The following is a 17538-nucleotide window of genomic DNA, read 5'->3' as shown; positions in this document are numbered from 1 at the left end:
CGAGCTAGCGAATCGGAGGGCGTGGGCGTGGGGAGAACCGAGAACGACAGCTGGGAGATCACCGAGAGCGTGGGGGCGACAGCGCTGGGTGTGGCGTCTGCCCGCGCTGCCGAAACGCGAAGCGAGAATCCGTTGATCCAGGATCCGTTCGCGCAGGTCTTTCTCGATGCCGCCGGTGACGGGGTGTGGAACTGGCACTCGGCCCCGCAGCTGCCGGACGAACTCGTCGAGGCCGAACCGCAGCTGCCGCTGCAGATGCGGGCGATGGTCGGCTACATGGCCTCGCGGACAGCGTTTTTCGACGAGTTCTTCCTCGCCGCGACGCGCGCGGGCATCCGCCAGGCGGTGATCTTGGCGGCTGGCCTGGACGCGCGGGCATGGCGGCTGGCCTGGCCGGACGGCACGACCGTCTACGAGTTGGACCAGCCCCGGGTGCTGGACTTCAAATTGTCGACGCTGGCCGAACACGGTGCGCGGCCCGCGTGTGACCGGATCGCCGTACCGGTGGACCTGCGCCACGATTGGCCGACGGCGTTGCGGCAGGCGGGCTTTGACCCGTCGGCACCCAGCGCGTGGTCGGCCGAGGGGCTGATGCCGTATCTGCCCGCCGCCGCCCAGGAGTTGCTGTTCGACCGCGTGCACGGGCTCACCGCCCCCGGCAGCCGGGTGGCAGTGGAGGCGCTGGGTCCGAAGTTCCTCGACCCGGAGTTCCGCGCGAAGCGCCGCGAGCGGATGGACCGGGTCCGCGCACTGATGGCGCGGGTCGCTCCGGATCGAGAGGTGCCGAGGACCGACGAGCTGTGGTACTTCGAGGAGCGCGAGGACGTGGGTGACTGGTTCCGTCGCCACGGCTGGAGCGTGACGGTCACCCCGTCCCACGAGCTGATGGCCGGCTACGACCGCGCGGCACCCAAAGAGGTCGAGGACGCCGTGCCGGGAAATCTGTTCGTCGCGGCCGAGCGAGCCGGAAACTAGCCGCCCCCTGCTCCCGAGTTCTCGCTGTGGCCCGCGCGCCAGTGCCGGTATCCGCGCCGCGCCGCGAACGCGCCGACGATGGCGGTGACGCACCACACCGCGATCGCCGCGTACGCCAACGGCGAGGATCGATTCCCGATCGAGGCGCCCAGCGCGGTGTAGACGAACGCTCGCGGCACCGACCCGACGAACGCGCCAACGGCCATCTGCCACAACGGAACTCCGAACGCCCCGAATGCATAGGAGGCCAGCGCGTCGGAAATGCCCGGGACGAAGCGCTGACCGACTACCGCCCACAGCCCGCGGCGTTCGATCAACGCGTCGATGCGGTCGGTCCGTTTCGGCCCCAGCAGCGCCCGCGCGCTGTCCCGGCCGGCCCGGTGGCCGATGAGGCTCGCGACGACCGCGGTACCCACCGTCGCGCCCAGCGTCACGAAGACGCCGAGCACCGGACCGAACAGCAGCCCGCTGGCCGCGGCCAGGATCGCGCCCGGCACGAACAACGCGCCAAGGACGGCCGACACCGCGACGTAGGTCACCGGCGCCGCCGGACCCGTCGCCGAGACCGCGCGGCGCACCTCCTCGACGTTGAGCACTCGCGCGACGGCCACCAGATAGAACAGCACGACGAGGAACGCGACGAACACGGCGAGCCGCACGATGTGGCTTCGCCGGGAGGTGGGTTGGGATTCCGGTAGGGAATCGTCACTGTCGTCCATGCTGACCGCGATTCTTCCGCACCGTCCCGGTCCAGCTCACTCGGCATCGGCCGAAAGACTTCACGGCAGGCGCGCGGTCGCCGTAGAGTGCCACACATCAGGGAGTTGAATACCTGTGAGAGGCCTTCCCCGATGTCCGAGCACCCTGAGCCACCGCGGGGCAAGCGGATCGTTGTCTGCCTCGACGGCACCGCCAACCAAATCGGAGCCGGCAATCTCACCAATGTCGCCAAGCTCTTCGAGATGCTGGCGAAGGACGATCCGGCCAGCCAGCTCGCCTACTACGACCCCGGCGTCGGCACACTGGCGCCGGCATCGGCGCATTCTTCGCTGTCGCGCACCATGGAATTGCTGTTCGACCGGGCATTCGGGGTGGGGCTGAAAGACAATGTGGCACAGGCCTACCGCTACGTGATGCAGCATTGGCGTCCTGGCGACGCGCTCTACATCTTCGGTTTCAGCCGCGGCGCCTACACGGCGCGTGCGTTGGCCGGCATGTTGCTGCGACCGGGATTGATGCGGCCCGGCTCGGAGAACCTGCTGCCGTATGCGGTCGAAAAGTACGCCATCAACCGGCATTTCACCCAGGACGAGTACGCCCACTGGGCCGAGTTCGCCCGCGCGTTCTGCTGGCGCACCGACGGCGAGCCGCTGTTTTCCGCTGTGCGTCAAAACAGCCCGAATCAGGTGTGGCACCATGCGGTGCCGGTGGCCTATCTCGGCCTGTGGGACACCGTCAAGGCGGCCGGCTTCCTGCGGTTGGGTAACCTGCGATGGCCCTACACTCGCTCGCTGCCCAATGTGGCGCGCATCCGCCACGCTGTCTCGATCGACGAACGTCGCCGTCCCTACCGGGAATACCTCGTCGAACGCCATCCCCAGGGACTTCAGGAACGCTGGTTCGCCGGCGTGCATGCCGATGTCGGCGGTACGTTCATGCCCGACCACCGGCTTGCCACGATCGCGTTGAAGTGGATCACCGACGGAATCGTCGGTGAACTGGCGATCGACGCGGCGGCCTACCGGCAGCAGTGCACGGTGACCGAAGACTTCGCGGACGCGCCGATCCACACCAACGGCAAACTGTGGTACCTCGTCGGTTACCGGCGTCGGCCGATGGGTCCCGACGCGCTGGTGCATCCGAGCGTGCTTGTGCGCCGTCGCGACAACCCCGGCTACCTACCGAATCTGACCGACGAAGAGCAACGGCTCAGCGCCGACCCGACCGACTGGACATCTCCCGCGTTGTAAAGGAGCAAACGCCATGGCACTCAGTTCCCTGACCAAGCTGGACCAGTACAAAGCCGCGCCGTTTCCGCCCGGCTATCCCGATACCACCCGAACGTTCTACAGTCCGGTCGACCAAGTGCACGAGGCGCTCAAGGCCTTGTTGACGTCGGCCGACAAGAGCATCGTGGTGGCAATGTACGGCTACGATGACACGGAACTGAATTCGGTGCTTTCCTCGGCGCTTAACGACGAAAAGGTCTATGTACAAATGAGTCTCGACGCCACTCAAGCCGCAGGGAAGTCCGAGCACGCTCTGCTGGCCCCGTGGCTCAACGGCAAGGTCGGCAACAGCATCGCAATCGGTCATAGTGAGAAGTCGGCGATCATGCACTTGAAGATGGTGATCATCGACGGCGTCGACGTCATCACCGGTTCGACCAACTGGTCCACCGGCGGAGAATCCAGGCAGGACAACCAGCTCACCGTAATCCGAGACCCGTATGTGTGCGCGGAAGCCCGTTCAAGGATCGACATCATCCACGACGGCATGCTCAAGCAGATGGCCGCGAAGGCGCAATCCGGCAGCTCACACTAGGGCAAGACCGCCCTTACCTGAACGACTGCAACCGCTGTGCCAGCCCGGTCGCCCGCACGGCGCGGCGCTCGATGGCCGCCCGCACCGAAGCCTCGGCGCCTACGACCCGAACCTTGGCCTTCGCGCGCGTCACGGCCGTGTAGAACAATTCGCGCGTCAGCAGCCGCGAATCCTCGGGCGGCATCAGCACCGTCACCTCGTCGGCCTGGCTGCCCTGGCTCTTGTGGATCGTCATGGCATGCATGGTCTCAATGTCGGTGAGCCGGCTGGTCGCGAAACCCAACGTTCCGGTGGCGCCCGCGATGACGGCCCGCAATCCGTCGTTGCCCACCACGACCACTCCGGTGTCGCCGTTGTAGACCTTGAGCCCATAGTCGTTGGCCGTCACCAACACCGGCCGACCGGCGTACCACGCCGACGACATCGGCTGCCCCGTCTGCTCCGTGAGCCAGCGCTCGACCTGCCGGTTCCAGTGCGCCACCCCGTATGGACCGTGGCGGTGCGCGCACAACAGCCGGTGCTCGTCGAGGGTCGCCAGCGCCAGCTCGGTGGCGCCGAGCACCGCGGCTTCGCGCAGCCGCAGCGCGTGCGGAACCAGCACCGCACGCAGGCGGTCGGTCGGCCCGTCGGAGTCGAGCCACTCGATGTGTTCGCCGCCGGCCCGCAGCAATCCCATCACGCCGTCTGCATCGCCGACCCGGATCGCTTCGGCCAGCGCACCGATCGACTCGCCGAATCGATGCGGTGTGCGCAGCGCCGCCACCCGCACGCCGTCGCGGGTAGAGAGCCCGTCCACCAAATCGGCCAGCACCGCACCGGCTTCCACCGAGGCCAGCTGGTCGGGATCGCCCACCAGGATCAGCCGCGTATCGGGCCGCACCGCTTCCAGCAGGCGGGCCATCATCGTCAGCGACACCATCGACGTCTCGTCCACGACGATGACGTCATGCGGCAGCCGGTTGCCGCGATTGTGCTTGAACCGCACCGACGTATCCGGCCGTGAACCCAGCAACCGGTGCAGCGTCGTCGCCGGCAAGCCGGCCAGCCGCGCCCGGTCCGCCGCGTCCAGCCTCCGCACCTCAGCGGCCACCGCTTCGGCGAGCCGCGCCGCCGCCTTGCCGGTCGGCGCTGCCAGCGCGATCCGGGGCCGCGGGAGACCACCGAGCTCCGCCTGCCCGACCAGCAGTGCCAGCAGCCGCGCCACCGTGGTGGTCTTGCCGGTGCCGGGCCCGCCGGTCAGCACGGTAACCGCTTGGGATACCGCGATTTCGGCCGCCGCCCGCTGCTCGTCATATCCGGGCGGGAAAAGTCGCTCGATGGCGGGCACATCGCCCGTTGCCCCGGGCACGGACAGCGCGAGCAGGTCGGCGCACACCTGTTCCTCCTCGAGCCAGTACCGGTCCAGGTACAACAGGTCCCCGAACAGCCGCAGCACCGGTGGCGAGCCGAGCAGCGGACTGGCCCGCACGGCGGCCAGCCACTCCTCGGCGTCGGGCCACGGCAGGTCCGCGATGTCTACCTGCGCTTGAACCGCCCGCAGATCCAGGCACACCGAACCGCCCCGCAGCGCGCGCACCAGCAGCGCGACGGCAAGCGCCACCCGCTCGTCGGGCTCACCGGCCAGCGCCGTAAGACGCTGCGCCACATGGACATCGGCGGCCTCGAAGACGCCGCCATCGGTGTATGTCCGCAGCAAGCCAGTGGCGGCGATCGCCTCCAGCGTCACGCGACCGCCCTCCCGTCGAGCAGGTCCGACAACCCGGCGATCAACGAGGGGGGCGGCCGCCAGCTGAACACTCCCGACGGGTGCCCGCCGACCACGGGTGTGGCCGCGCCGCACATCCCGCGCACGAACAGGTAGAGGACACCGCCAAGATGCCGGTCCGGGTGGTAGTCCGGCAGTCGCCATCGCAGGAACCGATGCAGGACAACGCTGTACAGCAGCGCCTGCAGCGGGTAGTCCGAGTGCAGCATCGCCTCGACCAGGCGGGGGCGGTCGTAATCGGCGGACGTCAACGGCCGGTCGGGATCGCCGAGCCAGTTGGTCTTGTAATCGACCACCAGATAGCGCTGCGCCGCGCCGTCGGGCACGCGCAACACGGCATCGACCGAGCCGCTGAGGTAGCCGCGCAAGGGCTGGTCACCGAGGGGTCGGCTCATCAACCGAGCGGCATAGGACGCCAGCGCGTCATCGGCCGGTAGGTGCGCGCGCAGCAACGCCCCCATATCCGCCAGCCGGATCTCAGGCGCGGCCGAGCGCAGATCGCCACCGGCCAGGGGGAACTCGAAGTCCATCTCGCGCAACCGATCCGCAAGCCCGATCTGGCTCAGCGTGAGGTCGCCGGCCAGCGGGCCCAACGGCGTCTCGTGCATCGGCACCATGGCCGCCGCCAGCACGTCCGGGGCCACGTCGACCGGCCACCACACCGAGTGAGCGCGGATGTGCGACTCCAACTCGGCGCCCAGATCGGTGGCCAGCGGGTCGGCTGTCTCCAGCACGGCGTGCACCAGCGTGCCGAACTTCGCGCCCATCGGCAGGTTCGCCATCGGCGACGGCACTTCGGCGCCGGTTTCGTTCTGGGGCAACGGAATGTCGCCGACCTCGTCGTCCAGTTCGGTGGCTTCCGGCTCGCTGCTCACCCCGGTGGACGCGGAGGTTTCCGCCACCCGGATGAGACCGGAGTAGGAGGTGCGCCGCCACCCCGTGTCGATGCTGCGGTGAAAGTGGCGGCTGTCGAGGTCCGGCGGCACCCGCGCGGGCGCCAGCGTCGGTGCCACGACGGCCACCGACTCCTCTATCACCGGGCCGCCCGCGGCCTCCCACTCCCGCAACCGGGCCATCGCATCCTCGTCGGAGATCTTCGCGGGTACACATTCGTCGGGCACCGACAGCTCGCCGGGCCGGCGGCCACGCAGTAACCGGGACAGGCCGCCGTTGGGTTCGTAGTAGGCCGGCGACCACCACGCCACCACTTGCGACTGCGCCCTTGTCAATGCGACGTACGTCAACCGGCTGGCGTCGCCGGCATCTTCCCTGCGTCCCAGCGTTTCAGCCGTCGGGAAGTCGGGACTGTCCCTGCCGCCGACGTGCAGGCAGCGACCCTCCTCGTCGTGGAACAGCACGATGTCGCGTTTGCGAATGCTGCGGTTGAATGCGAACGGCAGGTACACGATCGGGTACTGCAGGCCCTTGCTCAGGTAGACCGTCATGATCTGCACGGCGGCGGCGTCGCTGTCGAGTCGCCGGTTGCGTTCCGTTGCGCCGCTGCGTTCGTCACGCTGCCTGCGCAACCAGTCCCGGAGTGCGGGCAGGCTGTACCGTTCGCGGTGAGCGACGTCTTGCAGCAACTGCGTGATGTGCGCCAGGTCGGTCATGTGCCGCTCGCCCCCCTGCCAGGACAGCACGCGATCGCCCATGCCCCGCAGTTGCGCCGCCTCGAAGATGGCCGCGACGCCGCGCTCACGCGCGTGGCCGGCCCATTCGCGCAGTGTTTCCGCGATCCGATCGGTCAGCGCGTCACCGCCGGCCGCCAGCGATTCGGCGGTCTCGCCGAAGAACATGGTCGCCGCCGCGGCGCGCACCATGCCGGGCCGGTGTGGTTGGTCGAATGCCTCCAGCAGACACAGCCAGTCGTCGGCGGCGTCCGAGGCGAACACGTCGGTGTTTCCGGTGTACACCGCCGGAACGCCCGCGTCGCAGAGCGCCCGAAAGCATGCGCCTGCGTCCTCGTGCCTCTCCACGATGACGGCGATGTCGCGGGGCTGCAGGGGCTTTCCGTCGAAGGTCGCGCCGTTGGCCAGCAGCGCGCGGATGTCGGCGGCGAGGTCGGCACCGATGTGCTCCCGCAGATCGTCGATCGGCAGGTTCGCCAGTCCCTTGCGCCCCAACGCCTTTCGCGATACCACCCGCAGCCGGAACGGATCGTTTCGCGGCGCACCGGCGAGCCGGTGACCTTGGTGGTAAGCCTCGACCTCGTTCACCACGATCGTGGGGTTACCGAGTTGGGCGCCCCGTAGCACCACCTGCAGCCGCTCGACGAGTGCGGAATCGCTGCGCCAGTTGATACCCAGCGTCTTCTTCTCGCCCGCGGTCTCGGCCGCCCGCAGATACGTCTCGATGTCGCCACCGCGGAACGCATAGATGGCCTGCTTCGGATCTCCGATCAGGACGACAGTGGATCGCCCGCTGAACGCACGATCGATGACCTGCCATTGCACGGGGTCGGTGTCCTGGAACTCATCGACCATGACGATCGGCCAGCGGTGATGCATGCGCGCCCGCGCGGGCGAATCGTCGGTGGCCAGCGCTTGGGCGAGCCGGCTCAGCAGGTCGTCGTATCCGAGGACGCCCAGCCTGCGCTTGCGCGTATCCAGCTCGGCAAGAACCTCTTTCGCGAAGCCGACGCAGACCGCGGCCCGCGAGCCGGGTTCGGGGTCGCGGGGCCGCAGGTGCGTCGACGGGTTGTTGGCCACTTCGCGCGCCAGCCGCAGCGCATCGCGGTACTGCAGCACCGGATCGTCGCGCTGCTGGCCGAAGTGGGCCAGGTACAGGTCGTCGACGATCTCGGCCACCAGCTCATCGAGGCTTTCGAGAAGGGTCACGCTCGCGGCGGTGTCGCCCGCCACGCCGAGCGACTTCAACACCAGGTGGCAGAACTGGTGCGTGGTCGCGATCGTCGCCGCGTCGAAGCCGGCCAGCGCATCGCGCAGCCGCTGCCTGCGGATCGCGCGTTGGTCGTCGGTGCCGTCCAGCAGGTACGCCACCAACTGGTTGTCGCCGGTAGCCGATGGATCGTCGAAAGCCGCTACCGCGTCGACCATTTGGCCGCGGACACGCTCCCGCAGCTCCTGGCTGGCGGCCCGGCTGAACGTGATGAGCAACATCTGGTCCAGCGTCGCCTCGCCCTCGGCGAGGTAGCGGGTCACCAGGCCGGCCAGCGCGAAGGTCTTGCCGGTTCCCGCGCTGGCCTCCAGCACCGTGGTGGAGCGCTCGGCCGGTAGCGGCCCGACAAGCTCGAAGCGCTCCATCTAGGTCGGCTCCCTCTGTGCGCGCAGCATCGGCAGCCAGAGCCGGGCGGCATACGCGCCGAGCCGGTTGTCTTCGCCGTCGCATTTCTCACCCGGTCGCACGAGCTGCATGAGGTCGGACAGTCGCGCGTTTTTGCCCCAGGCCCGCACCTGGGCCGGCTCCTCCTGTTCCCACTTCCACCGGTGTTCCGCCTCGCGCAGCGGATCGTCGCCGCAGTGCCGGGCGGCCGCCCAGGCATAGGACGTCTTGACGGGCAACGGAATCGGCTCTCGGCGCCCCGCGTCATAGATCGCCACCAGCTCGCTCAGTACCGCCACGGCGTCCTCGTGCGGCCGCCCCAGCCCCTCCACCCGCGGGGCGGTTCCCCTTTTCCGGCGGCCGATGCACACCGCCGACCAGTCGCGGGCCGGGTCGTGGGCGGTCAACGCCAGCAACGGAATCCACGACTCGAGCAGGTGCTTGCCGTCCAGCTTGGAGTATGTCACCGACACCAGCCGCTCCCCGTACACCGGCGACACCGTGCCCGTGAGCCGGCGCCCGGAGCCGAGATCGATGTCGATGTCGTACGCGCGGCCGTCGGCCGGGCGGTGCTGCTGAGCCGCGGCCGCCAGCAGGGCGGCCTGATCGCGGATCTCCGTTGCCGTGCGCCATCCCAGTTGGCCGGGCGGCAGGGTGCCCCGCCGCCACTCGGCCTGCCGGGCGTCGTCCGGCGTCCACCCCCGCAGGATGTCGCCCAGCATCCGGTCGCCGACCGTCCACTCCTCGAGGCCGTCGAGGTCGACGGGCATGGCGTCCTGCACGCCGTCGACATCCCGCGGCAGCGTGACCTCCAGCGCGCGGAAGAAGCCCTTGACCGGGTCCTTGAAGAAGCCGATGAGGTCGGCGAGGATGGCGTCGTCGGCCGGTGGTGGCGGCAACGGTCCCGAAATGAACCGGGGCGCCTCGCCGCGCTCGCCCGTGGCGACCCGCGCCGCCCGCAGCACGGTCGGGTCGAAGCTGAAGGGAACCTCGGGGACCAGCTTTCCCGGGATGACGTTGCGAACGTCGAACGGCTGCAACGGATGTTCGACGACGATGCGCCCGCGAATCTTGCCCGGCTTTTCGCTCGGCACAGTCATGTCGAGGGTGTCCAGGAGTTCGGCCAGCGGCACGGCCGGCGGGCGTGGCTGACCCGAGTACTCGTTGGCGCCGGTGTAGGTGATCACCAGCTTCTCGGTGGCCGCGCCGATGGCGTCGAGCAGCATTTGCCGGTCCTCGGAACGGATGTCGCGCTCGCCGGTCATCGGGTCGCGGGCCAGCGCGTCGTCGCCGTCGACGACCCCGAGCCGGGGGAACACCCCGTCGTCGAGGCCCACCAGGCACACCACCCGGTGCGGCACCGAGCGCATCGGGACCATGGTGCACACCGTCAGCGTGCCGGTGCGGAAGTTGGCCCGAGTTGGGCGCCCGGCGAGGCGTCCCCCGAGCAGTGCCCGGATGTCGGGCAACCGCAGCAGAATATCGGCGCGCGGCCCGGCGTCGGCCAACGTCGAAGCGAACTCCCGTTGCATCTGACTGGTCTGCCACAGGTCCGCGTCGGTGACGTGCGTCAAGAGCTCGAGACCGTCGGCCAGCGCGGCCAGCCAGTCGCGCAACGGCCGCGCGCCCGTGAGTGAGTCGACCACGTGCTGCAGCCGGGCCACGAATTCGGCGAACTGGCCGGCCAATTGGACGCGGTTGCTGCTGACGTCGTCGAGGGGCAGTGTCGCGTCGATCCAGGCGTGCGAGTCGTCGGACATCGCGACGCCGGCCAGCACCCGGTCGATGCCGAAACGCCAAGTGTTGTGCACGAAGTCGACGTGGTACGGCCGCCGATGTTCCTGGTCGAACCCCCACCGGATGTTCGCCTGCCGGACCCAGCGGGTGATGGCCTCCAGATCGTCGTCGGTGAAACCGAAGCGGGCGCGCACCGGCGCGGCCTCGGCGAAGTCGAGCACCTCGCTGGCGGTCACCCGGCTGCCCGCCAGCGCCAGCAGCTGCGAGGCCACCGCGAGCAGCGGATTGGTTTGCAGCGGCGAGCGGTCCGCGAGCCGCACCCGCAATCGGTGCGCGGGATGTGCGCCGTGCACCACGTCGCCGAGCCCGAAATCGGCGACGATCAGCGGCGCATACGTCTCGATGTCCGGGCACATCACCAGGATGTCGCGCGGCTCCAGCGTCGGGTCGTCCTGCAGCAGGCCGAGCAGCACCTCGCGCAGCACGTCGACCTGGCGCGCCGGCCCGTGGCAGTTGTGTACCTGCACGGAGCGGTCATCGGTGGCGAGGTTACGCCCTTGTGGCCGAACGGCATTCGCGGCGATGTCGGACTGCAGCCAGCCGAGCAGCGTGCTGGGACGTTCCGGTGCGGGGAGGTGTTCGTCGGTCTGGCGGTCGGCGGGTAGGCCGCGTTGCAGTTCGCGCAGGTCGCGCCCGAGCGTCGCGAGCAGCGGATGGTCCACGGTGCGGTGGCTGGTGTCCACGCGGCGGGGGATGACACCCCGGGCGCCGGCCAGCGCGCGCCACAGTTGGTCGCTGGGATGGGGCAGCCAGAGGTGCAGGTCGTGGTGGGCGGACAACGCATCCAGCAGTTCCACGTCGGTGCACGCCAACCGGGTGTGTCCGAACAGCGACAACCGCTCCGGCAGGTCGGCCCGGCCTTCGCGCAGCCGGGTCACGGTCTTGTGATGCCGGATGTGCGGGGGATCGGCGGGCACGGCGGCCACCAGCGCCCGCCAGAGCTCCGGCTGCCAGGCCAGGTCGGAGTCGAGGTCACCCCGGTCGCCCGCCAGCCAATCGGCGAGCAGCCGCGGACGCTGCCTGGCATACGAGGCGAACAAGCCGGCCAGCCGGCGCGCCACCGAGTAGCGGCGTCCGCGGCGCAGCTCGGCTTCTGTCTCCGTCGGCGCGAAGTGGCCCAAATGCGTTGCCAGGGTGCGACACCACGGCTCATCCAGCGAGCAGTCGATCACCTGCAGCAGCGGCCAGGCCATCGCATCCGGCGACCACGGATCCTCGTCGGCCGTGCCGGTGAGCTCGGCGATCAGGGAACCGGGACTCCGGAACGCCACCCCGGCGCACACCCCGTCGCTGCCGCGGGCACGGCCCAGCACGTGCGACAACCGCTGACTGAGCCAGCGTTCCACGCCGCGCGCGGGCACCAGAACCAGTTCTTCGGTGAACGGGTCGGTGAGCGGGTTGGCCAGCAGGGCGCCGAGACCGTCGGCAAGGAGGTCGGTGCGCTCGGCACGGTGGAGATGAAGTGCCATCGCGGTGCCACGATAGCCCCGGACACCGACACGGGTGGGTGGTTACCGCCTACTTGGCCAGCGTGAACTGGTTGACGTCGATGTAACCGTCCCGGAATGCCTTGGCGCACCCGGTCAGGTACCTCATGTATCGCTGGTAGACCTCTTCGGACTGGATCTTGATCGCCTCGCTCCGATGTGCCTCAAGTGCCGCGGCCCAAAGGTCGAGCGTGCGGGCGTAGTGCAGTTGCAGCGACTGCCTGCGGGCCAGGTTGAAGCCCATCTTCGACGAGTGGAATTCCACCATCTCGATCGGCGGCAACTGGCCGCCCGGGAAGATCTCGGTGGCGATGAAGTCGTTGAAGCTGGTCTGCGCTTCGGTCATCGGGAGGCCGCGTTCGACGATCTGCTCGGGGGTCAGCATGGTGATCGTGTGCAGCAGCATCACCCCGTCGTCGGGCAGGATGCGGTAGGTCTTCTCGAAGAAATCGTCGTAGCGGTCATACCCGAAGTGCTCGAACGCACCGATGGAGACGATCCGGTCGACGGGCTCGTCGAACTGTTCCCAGCCCTGCAGCAGCACCCGCCTGCTGTGCGTGGTGGTCATCGCGTCGAACATCTTCTGCACGTGGGCGGCCTGGTGCTCGGACAACGTCAGACCGATGACGTCGGCGTCGTATTTCTCGATCGCGCGGCGCATGGTTCCGCCCCAGCCGCAGCCGACGTCCAACAGCGACATCCCGGGCCGCAGACCCAGCTTGCCCAGCGCCAGGTCCATCTTGCGAAGCTGCGCCTCTTCCAGCGGGATATCTCGCATGCGATCGAAGTACGCGCAGCTATAGGTCATGGTGGGGTCGAGGAACAGTCGGAAGAAGTCGTCGGACAGGTCGTAGTGCGCCTGGACGTCCTCAAAATGCGGCGTCAGGTTCTCGGTCATGCCGGCTCGCGCCTTTCTGCATCCGGGGCCATTCAGCTGGTTCACGAGCGCGCGGCACAGCTGGTTCACCATGGCTTCCCGGATGGGCCGGAACGAAACTTCGGCGGGCCCGTATGCGGGGAATTTCGGATGAGGCTACTCCCGTTTACCCGGAGTCGGCCAGAGATTGAGGAGGGAACACCATGGAGGCTTGGGATGCGATCCGCGCCCGGCGCAACGTCCGGCAATACCGGCCGGAGCCGGTGTCCGAAGACGATCTGAACCGCATCGTCGAGGCCGGGTGGCGCGCGCCGTCGGCGAAGAACCGGCAGCCGTGGGACTTCGTGATCGTCACCGACCGGGTGCAGCTGCAAGACCTGTCGACCGTCTGGCAGGGCGCCGGGCACATCGCCGCCGCGGCGGCCGCGATTGCGATCGTCGTGCCCGTGCCGCCCGACGAGCGCAGGCTGGTCACCGACAACTACGACGTCGGGCAGGCCACGATGGCGATGATGATCGCGGCCACGGACCTGGGAATCGGGACCGGGCATTCGTCGGTCGGGGACCAGGAGAAGGCGCGGGCCATCCTGGGTGTCCCCGAGGACCGGCTGGTGGCTTTCCTGCTCGGCGTCGGGTATCCCGCCGACCGCCCGCTCACCCCGATCCGCAAACCGAATCGGCGGCCGTTCGCCGAGGTGGTCCACCACGGTCGTTGGTGACGAAAGCGGTCGTAAGCTTGGTCACCGTGCATGACCACCGGGGCGACTACGGAGTCGACGGCTCGTTCCACACCGTTTCGGCGCGCGGACAGGTTGTCGGCATCGCCGCCCAAACCGCCGCCCTGGCCGGGTGGGCCGCGATCAGCTGGGCGCGCGGCAAGCGGGTGACGGCGGCACTGGCGGCAACGTCGGCCGTCGGGATCGCTTCGAGCGCAGCCCTTTACGCGTACGCGACGCGGGTCGGCAAGTTCGTGGTGTGGGACCGGGTGCTGGGCGATCTTGCGCCGGCGGGCGACGAAACGGTGCTCGATCTCGGCTGCGGGCGCGGTGCGGTGCTGCTCGCCGCGGCCAAGCGGTTGCCGCGGGGCCGCGCGATCGGCGTCGATCTGTGGCACGCCGACCAGACGGACAACTCCCCGGAGGCCACCCTGGCCAACGCGGCGTTGGAGAACGTCACCGATCGCATCGAGGTGCACACCGCCGACATGACCGCCCTGCCGTTCGCCGACGACAGCGTCGACGTGATCGTCAGCAACCTTGCCATCCACAACATTCCGACGCGCGCCGGCCGGCGGAAGGCCCTCGACGAAGCGGTTCGGGTGCTGCGGCCGGGTGGCCGGCTGGCCATCGCGGACCTGTGGGAGACGCGTCAGCATGCCGCGCACCTACGGGAACTCGGTTGGCGAAACGTGCGGCGCCGCAACCTCGGATGGCGTATGTACTACGGCGGTCCGTGGTTTTCCACGCGCCTGGTCACCGCGACGAAGCCGGGGTGACGATCGCCGGTTCCCGAAGGTATCCCCCGAGCGCCTCATGGTCCCGACACAGCGCGGCCCTCATACGTGCATGCTTGGGGCCATGAACAGACATGAGATCACCGAGCAGATCGTCCTGGCTCGCCTGAGGCTCGGCCTGACGTGGCAGCAGTTGGCCGACGCCATCGACAGGCCGGTGCTGTGGACCACCTCGGCGTTGCTCGGCCAACACCCCATTCCCGCTGAGCTGGCAAGGATTCTCGTCGAGAAGCTGAACCTGGACGAGTCGGTGCTGCCCGTGCTGGCGGCGCCGCCCATGCGTGGGGGTCTGCCCACCGCTGTCCCCACCGACCCGACGATCTACCGCTTCTACGAGGCCCTGCAGGTCTACGGCGGCGCCATCAAGGAGCTGATACATGAACAGTTCGGCGACGGCATCATGAGCGCGATCAACTTCAGCGTCGATCTGCAGAAGAAATCGCACCCGTCCGGCGATCGCGTCGTGGTGACTCTGGACGGCAAATTCCTTCCCTATCAATGGGTTTCGGCGGACACCTGAGATGGCGGCCGAGACGAAACCGGTAGACCTCGTTCTCTCCGGCGGGGGCGTGAAGTTCGTCGGCCTGGTCGGCGCGGTCGCCGGGCTGATGGATGCCGGGTACTCGGCCTACCGGGTGTCGGGCGTTTCGGCCGGCTCGGTGGTCGCGGTGATCTCGGCGGCCGCGTCCCAGGGCGACCAACTGACCGGTGGTCACCTCCGAGAGCTCGCGCTGTCGGTGCCGTTGCGCAAGTGGCGCGACGCGGGGCCGGTGCCGATCGTCGGTTCCGCGTGGGGGCTGGTGCGAGACACGTCCATGTATCGCGGCGATTTCGCCCATGACTGGATCCGTAGCGAGCTGAAGAACCTGGGGGTGGTCACATTCGGCGATCTGGCCCTGGACGACGACGACCTCCCCCCGGAACGGCGCTACAAGGTGGCGGTCACCGTCGCCGACATCACCGCGGCGCAGCTGGTGCGGCTGCCGTGGGATTATCGGCGGCTCTACGGGCTCGACCCCGACGAGCAGCCCGTCGCCGATGCGGTCCGCGCCTCGATGGCGATCCCGTTCTTCTACCCGCCGGTCACGCTGACCGACACCCTGGGGCTCACGTCCAACCTGGTCGACGGTGGGGTGCTGTCGAATTTCCCGGTCGACTCGCTGGACCGCACCGACGGCAAACCACCGCGCTGGCCGACGTTCGGAATCACGGTGATGCCCAAGCTCGCCGAGGGCGTGGATCAGGTGTTCCCCGCCTTGCGCCCGCTGCGATTCCTCAAACAATCCGCCCTGCTGCAAAGCCTCTTCACCACCATGTTGGTCGGCCACGATCAGGCGCAGCTCAGCCTGCCGTGGGTCAAGTGCCGCACCATCGGAGTCGCCTCCACCGACGTGAGCGTTCTCGACTTCGGCATTTCCAGGGGCCGCCTGGAAGAGCTCTACGACCGAGGCTATGCGGCGGCGCGGGATTTCCTGGCGACTTGGGATTGGCCGGCATATCTGAACCGGTTCCGATGAACGGAGTGAAGTGACGGCACGTCACGCACGTGTCACACTGGCCGCGAGGAGGCGAAGGGAACGCGGTGGCGGCTAGTAGCGGCCACCGCGTTGGCCTTTCAGCTCATCAATACCCGCGGTGAGAGTTCCTTCAGCATCGCCGTTGGCCCAGCGCATGGCGCCGGTCGACGTGGCCAGGCCGGGCCCGGGCCGCTCTACAGCCCGAACTCGGCCTCGATGCCGTCGATCCCGGCGCGAATGGCCTTCAGCGCGTCGGCGCGGGCGCGCAACTTCGTTGCGGCGTGGGCGTGTTGGTGCAGACCGGCGAATTCGCGCGCGGCTTCTTCGGCGCGGCTGACCACGATCTCGGGCGGCACGATCTCGTCGACGAAGCCGGCGGCCAGCGCGGTCTCACCGAAGAATGTCTTGGCCAGTCCCGCGGCTTGCTGGTAGGCCGACTGTGTCAGCCGCAGCTTCATGATCTCCAGGGCCGCGTACGGGATGACCATGCCGATCGCCACCTCGTTGGCCTGAATGTTGTAGGCGTGTGCGGCCACCCGGTGGTCGCCGGACGACAGCAGGAACGCTCCCATCGCGATGGCGTGGCCGGTGCAGGCCATCACGACCGGCTTGGGATGGGACAACAGCCGGTAGGCCAGCTCGAAGCCGCCCCGCAGCATGTCGATCGCCGGCTGCGCCTGGCCGGAGGTCAGGATCTTCAGGTCGAATCCGCCGCTGAACACCCGCTCGTTCCCGGTGATCACCAACGCCCCGGCGTTGTCCGCGTCCGCCCGGTCGATCGCCTCGCCCAGGGCCTGCTGCATCGTCGGGCCCAAGGCGTTGACTTTGCCGTCGTCCATCCTGATGACCGCGATGGAATCCTTGAGGCTGTAGTGGACCGGGCCGCTCATCGGTTGCTGGCTCCTTGCCGTCACGCGGGCTGACTGTGGTGTTTGCCCAGTTCGTCCTCGGCCTCACCCCAACGCAGGCTGACATCGGTGGGCTCGTCGAGCTGGCGGGTGCGCCATCTGTCCTGCGTTTCCCGCACGGCGCCGTTGATCCGTTCGATCTCGCTGCGGAACACCTCGGGGCGGGTTTCCTTGCTGGCGTAGTGGAAGTAGGTCAGCAGGCCGCGCAGCAGCTCCAGCTTCTGCTTCTCCCGCTTCGCCAGGTCGTGGGTGGTCATCAGCTCGATGCGCTGGACCGGTGGCAAGGAGTCCCAGTCCAGCACCACCTGGGTCTGAAGCGGCTGGCGTTCGCGCTCCCAGAACCGCCGCCCGCGCGGGTGCGCCGGCCGGTCGAAGTAGGTGATGGTGCCGCTGAAGCGCGACTCGATGCCACTGCCGATCTCGGCACGGTCGAGCGCGGAATCCCACACCATGCGCCATTCCTGGCCGGGGGCCAGCACCGGCAGCTCGCGGGGGAGGCGCAGTTCGGCAACGTCGGCGTAGCCGTCGGTGGCGTTCTCGTATTCGGCCACCGTCGGCGGGTTCATGAACGAGAACGTGATGTCGTAGGCCGCGGTCTGACCGAAGTTCCTGACCACCAGTTCGATGACGTGCCAGTCGGCCGCATGCGGTTCCATGAACATCGCGACCTGCGGCCGCGTCTGCTCCGCGACCAGTCGACGGTTGCGGGTGATCTGCCGGTTCGTGAAGACGAGGGTGACGACGGCGAGGGCGATCGCCGCCCAGGCCGCCCACGCGATCCAGGTGCTGGACCCAACATGCGTGATTCCGTGCCAGCCGTCCGGGATCCACCCCATGGAATCCACCTTCCGCTTATATCACAGGCCGGTTGCC

Annotated in this window: 14 protein-coding genes; 7 read left to right on the top strand and 7 right to left on the bottom strand. The window is 68.6% G+C overall.

The features are described from left to right. The first annotated feature begins 27 nt into the window (after positions 1-27). A complete protein-coding gene (locus AWC17_RS27695; RefSeq protein ID WP_046186199.1) occupies positions 28-975 on the top strand; it encodes a class I SAM-dependent methyltransferase in 948 nt (315 codons plus the stop codon). On the opposite strand, the gene AWC17_RS27690 is transcribed toward AWC17_RS27695, so the two are convergent. Further along, positions 972-1694: a TVP38/TMEM64 family protein gene (locus AWC17_RS27690; RefSeq protein WP_046186195.1), complete on the bottom strand. Its 723-nt coding sequence runs from the start codon at positions 1692-1694 to the stop codon at positions 972-974. The genes AWC17_RS27695 and AWC17_RS27690 overlap by 4 nt on opposite strands. A gap of 132 nt (positions 1695-1826) precedes the next feature. Here AWC17_RS27690 and AWC17_RS27685 point away from each other — a divergent pair, with 132 nt between their 5' ends. Beyond that, a complete protein-coding gene (locus tag AWC17_RS27685; RefSeq protein ID WP_046186196.1) occupies positions 1827-2945 on the top strand; it encodes a DUF2235 domain-containing protein in 1119 nt (372 codons plus the stop codon). 13 nt (positions 2946-2958) lie between these two features. Further along, positions 2959-3519, top strand: a complete 561-nt coding sequence (locus AWC17_RS27680) for a phospholipase D-like domain-containing protein (protein WP_046186197.1) — start codon at positions 2959-2961, stop codon at positions 3517-3519. A 13-nt stretch (positions 3520-3532) separates the two neighbouring features. On the opposite strand, the gene recD is transcribed toward AWC17_RS27680, so the two are convergent. The 4 genes from recD to AWC17_RS27660 are packed head-to-tail and all read right to left on the bottom strand — an operon-like array spanning position 3533 to position 12748. Then, a complete protein-coding gene (gene recD / locus AWC17_RS27675) occupies positions 3533-5245 on the bottom strand; it encodes an exodeoxyribonuclease V subunit alpha (protein ID WP_047323018.1) in 1713 nt (570 codons plus the stop codon). Beyond that, positions 5242-8547, bottom strand: coding sequence for an exodeoxyribonuclease V subunit beta (gene recB / locus AWC17_RS27670; protein WP_046186651.1), 3306 nt, complete (start codon positions 8545-8547; stop codon positions 5242-5244). Before recB ends, recD begins: the two co-directional genes overlap by 4 nt. Then, positions 8548-11832: an exodeoxyribonuclease V subunit gamma gene (recC, locus tag AWC17_RS27665; RefSeq protein WP_047323019.1), complete on the bottom strand. Its 3285-nt coding sequence runs from the start codon at positions 11830-11832 to the stop codon at positions 8548-8550. Positions 11833-11881: 49 nt separating this feature from the next. Next, positions 11882-12748 (bottom strand): cyclopropane mycolic acid synthase family methyltransferase, encoded by an 867-nt coding sequence (locus AWC17_RS27660; RefSeq protein ID WP_085165535.1) that lies wholly within the window; start codon positions 12746-12748, stop codon positions 11882-11884. A gap of 182 nt (positions 12749-12930) precedes the next feature. Here AWC17_RS27660 and AWC17_RS27655 point away from each other — a divergent pair, with 182 nt between their 5' ends. The 4 genes from AWC17_RS27655 (at position 12931) to AWC17_RS27640 (ending at position 15757) form a co-directional block, all read left to right on the top strand. Next, entirely contained in the window at positions 12931-13446 is a 516-nt protein-coding gene (locus AWC17_RS27655; protein ID WP_047323378.1) for a nitroreductase family protein, read from the top strand. Between the two features lie 26 nt (positions 13447-13472). Continuing rightward, entirely contained in the window at positions 13473-14222 is a 750-nt protein-coding gene (locus AWC17_RS27650; protein WP_085165533.1) for a class I SAM-dependent methyltransferase, read from the top strand. 82 nt (positions 14223-14304) lie between these two features. Next, positions 14305-14760, top strand: a complete 456-nt coding sequence (gene cynS / locus AWC17_RS27645; RefSeq protein ID WP_443677595.1) for a cyanase — start codon at positions 14305-14307, stop codon at positions 14758-14760. Between the two features lies 1 nt (position 14761). Next, on the top strand, positions 14762-15757 hold the full coding sequence (locus AWC17_RS27640; protein ID WP_085165525.1) for a patatin-like phospholipase family protein: 996 nt from the start codon (positions 14762-14764) through the stop codon (positions 15755-15757). A gap of 194 nt (positions 15758-15951) precedes the next feature. Here AWC17_RS27640 and AWC17_RS27635 read toward each other — a convergent pair whose 3' ends face one another. After that, positions 15952-16647 (bottom strand): crotonase/enoyl-CoA hydratase family protein, encoded by a 696-nt coding sequence (locus tag AWC17_RS27635; protein WP_047323376.1) that lies wholly within the window; start codon positions 16645-16647, stop codon positions 15952-15954. Positions 16648-16667: 20 nt separating this feature from the next. Then, positions 16668-17501, bottom strand: coding sequence for a hypothetical protein (locus AWC17_RS27630; protein ID WP_047323375.1), 834 nt, complete (start codon positions 17499-17501; stop codon positions 16668-16670). Positions 17502-17538 lie beyond the last annotated feature (37 nt).

Origin of the sequence: Mycobacterium nebraskense (assembly GCF_002102255.1) — a bacterium.
Lineage (GTDB): Bacteria > Actinomycetota > Actinomycetes > Mycobacteriales > Mycobacteriaceae > Mycobacterium > Mycobacterium nebraskense.
Note: the sequence above shows the minus strand (reverse complement) of the source record. Positions and strands in the feature narration are given on the sequence as shown.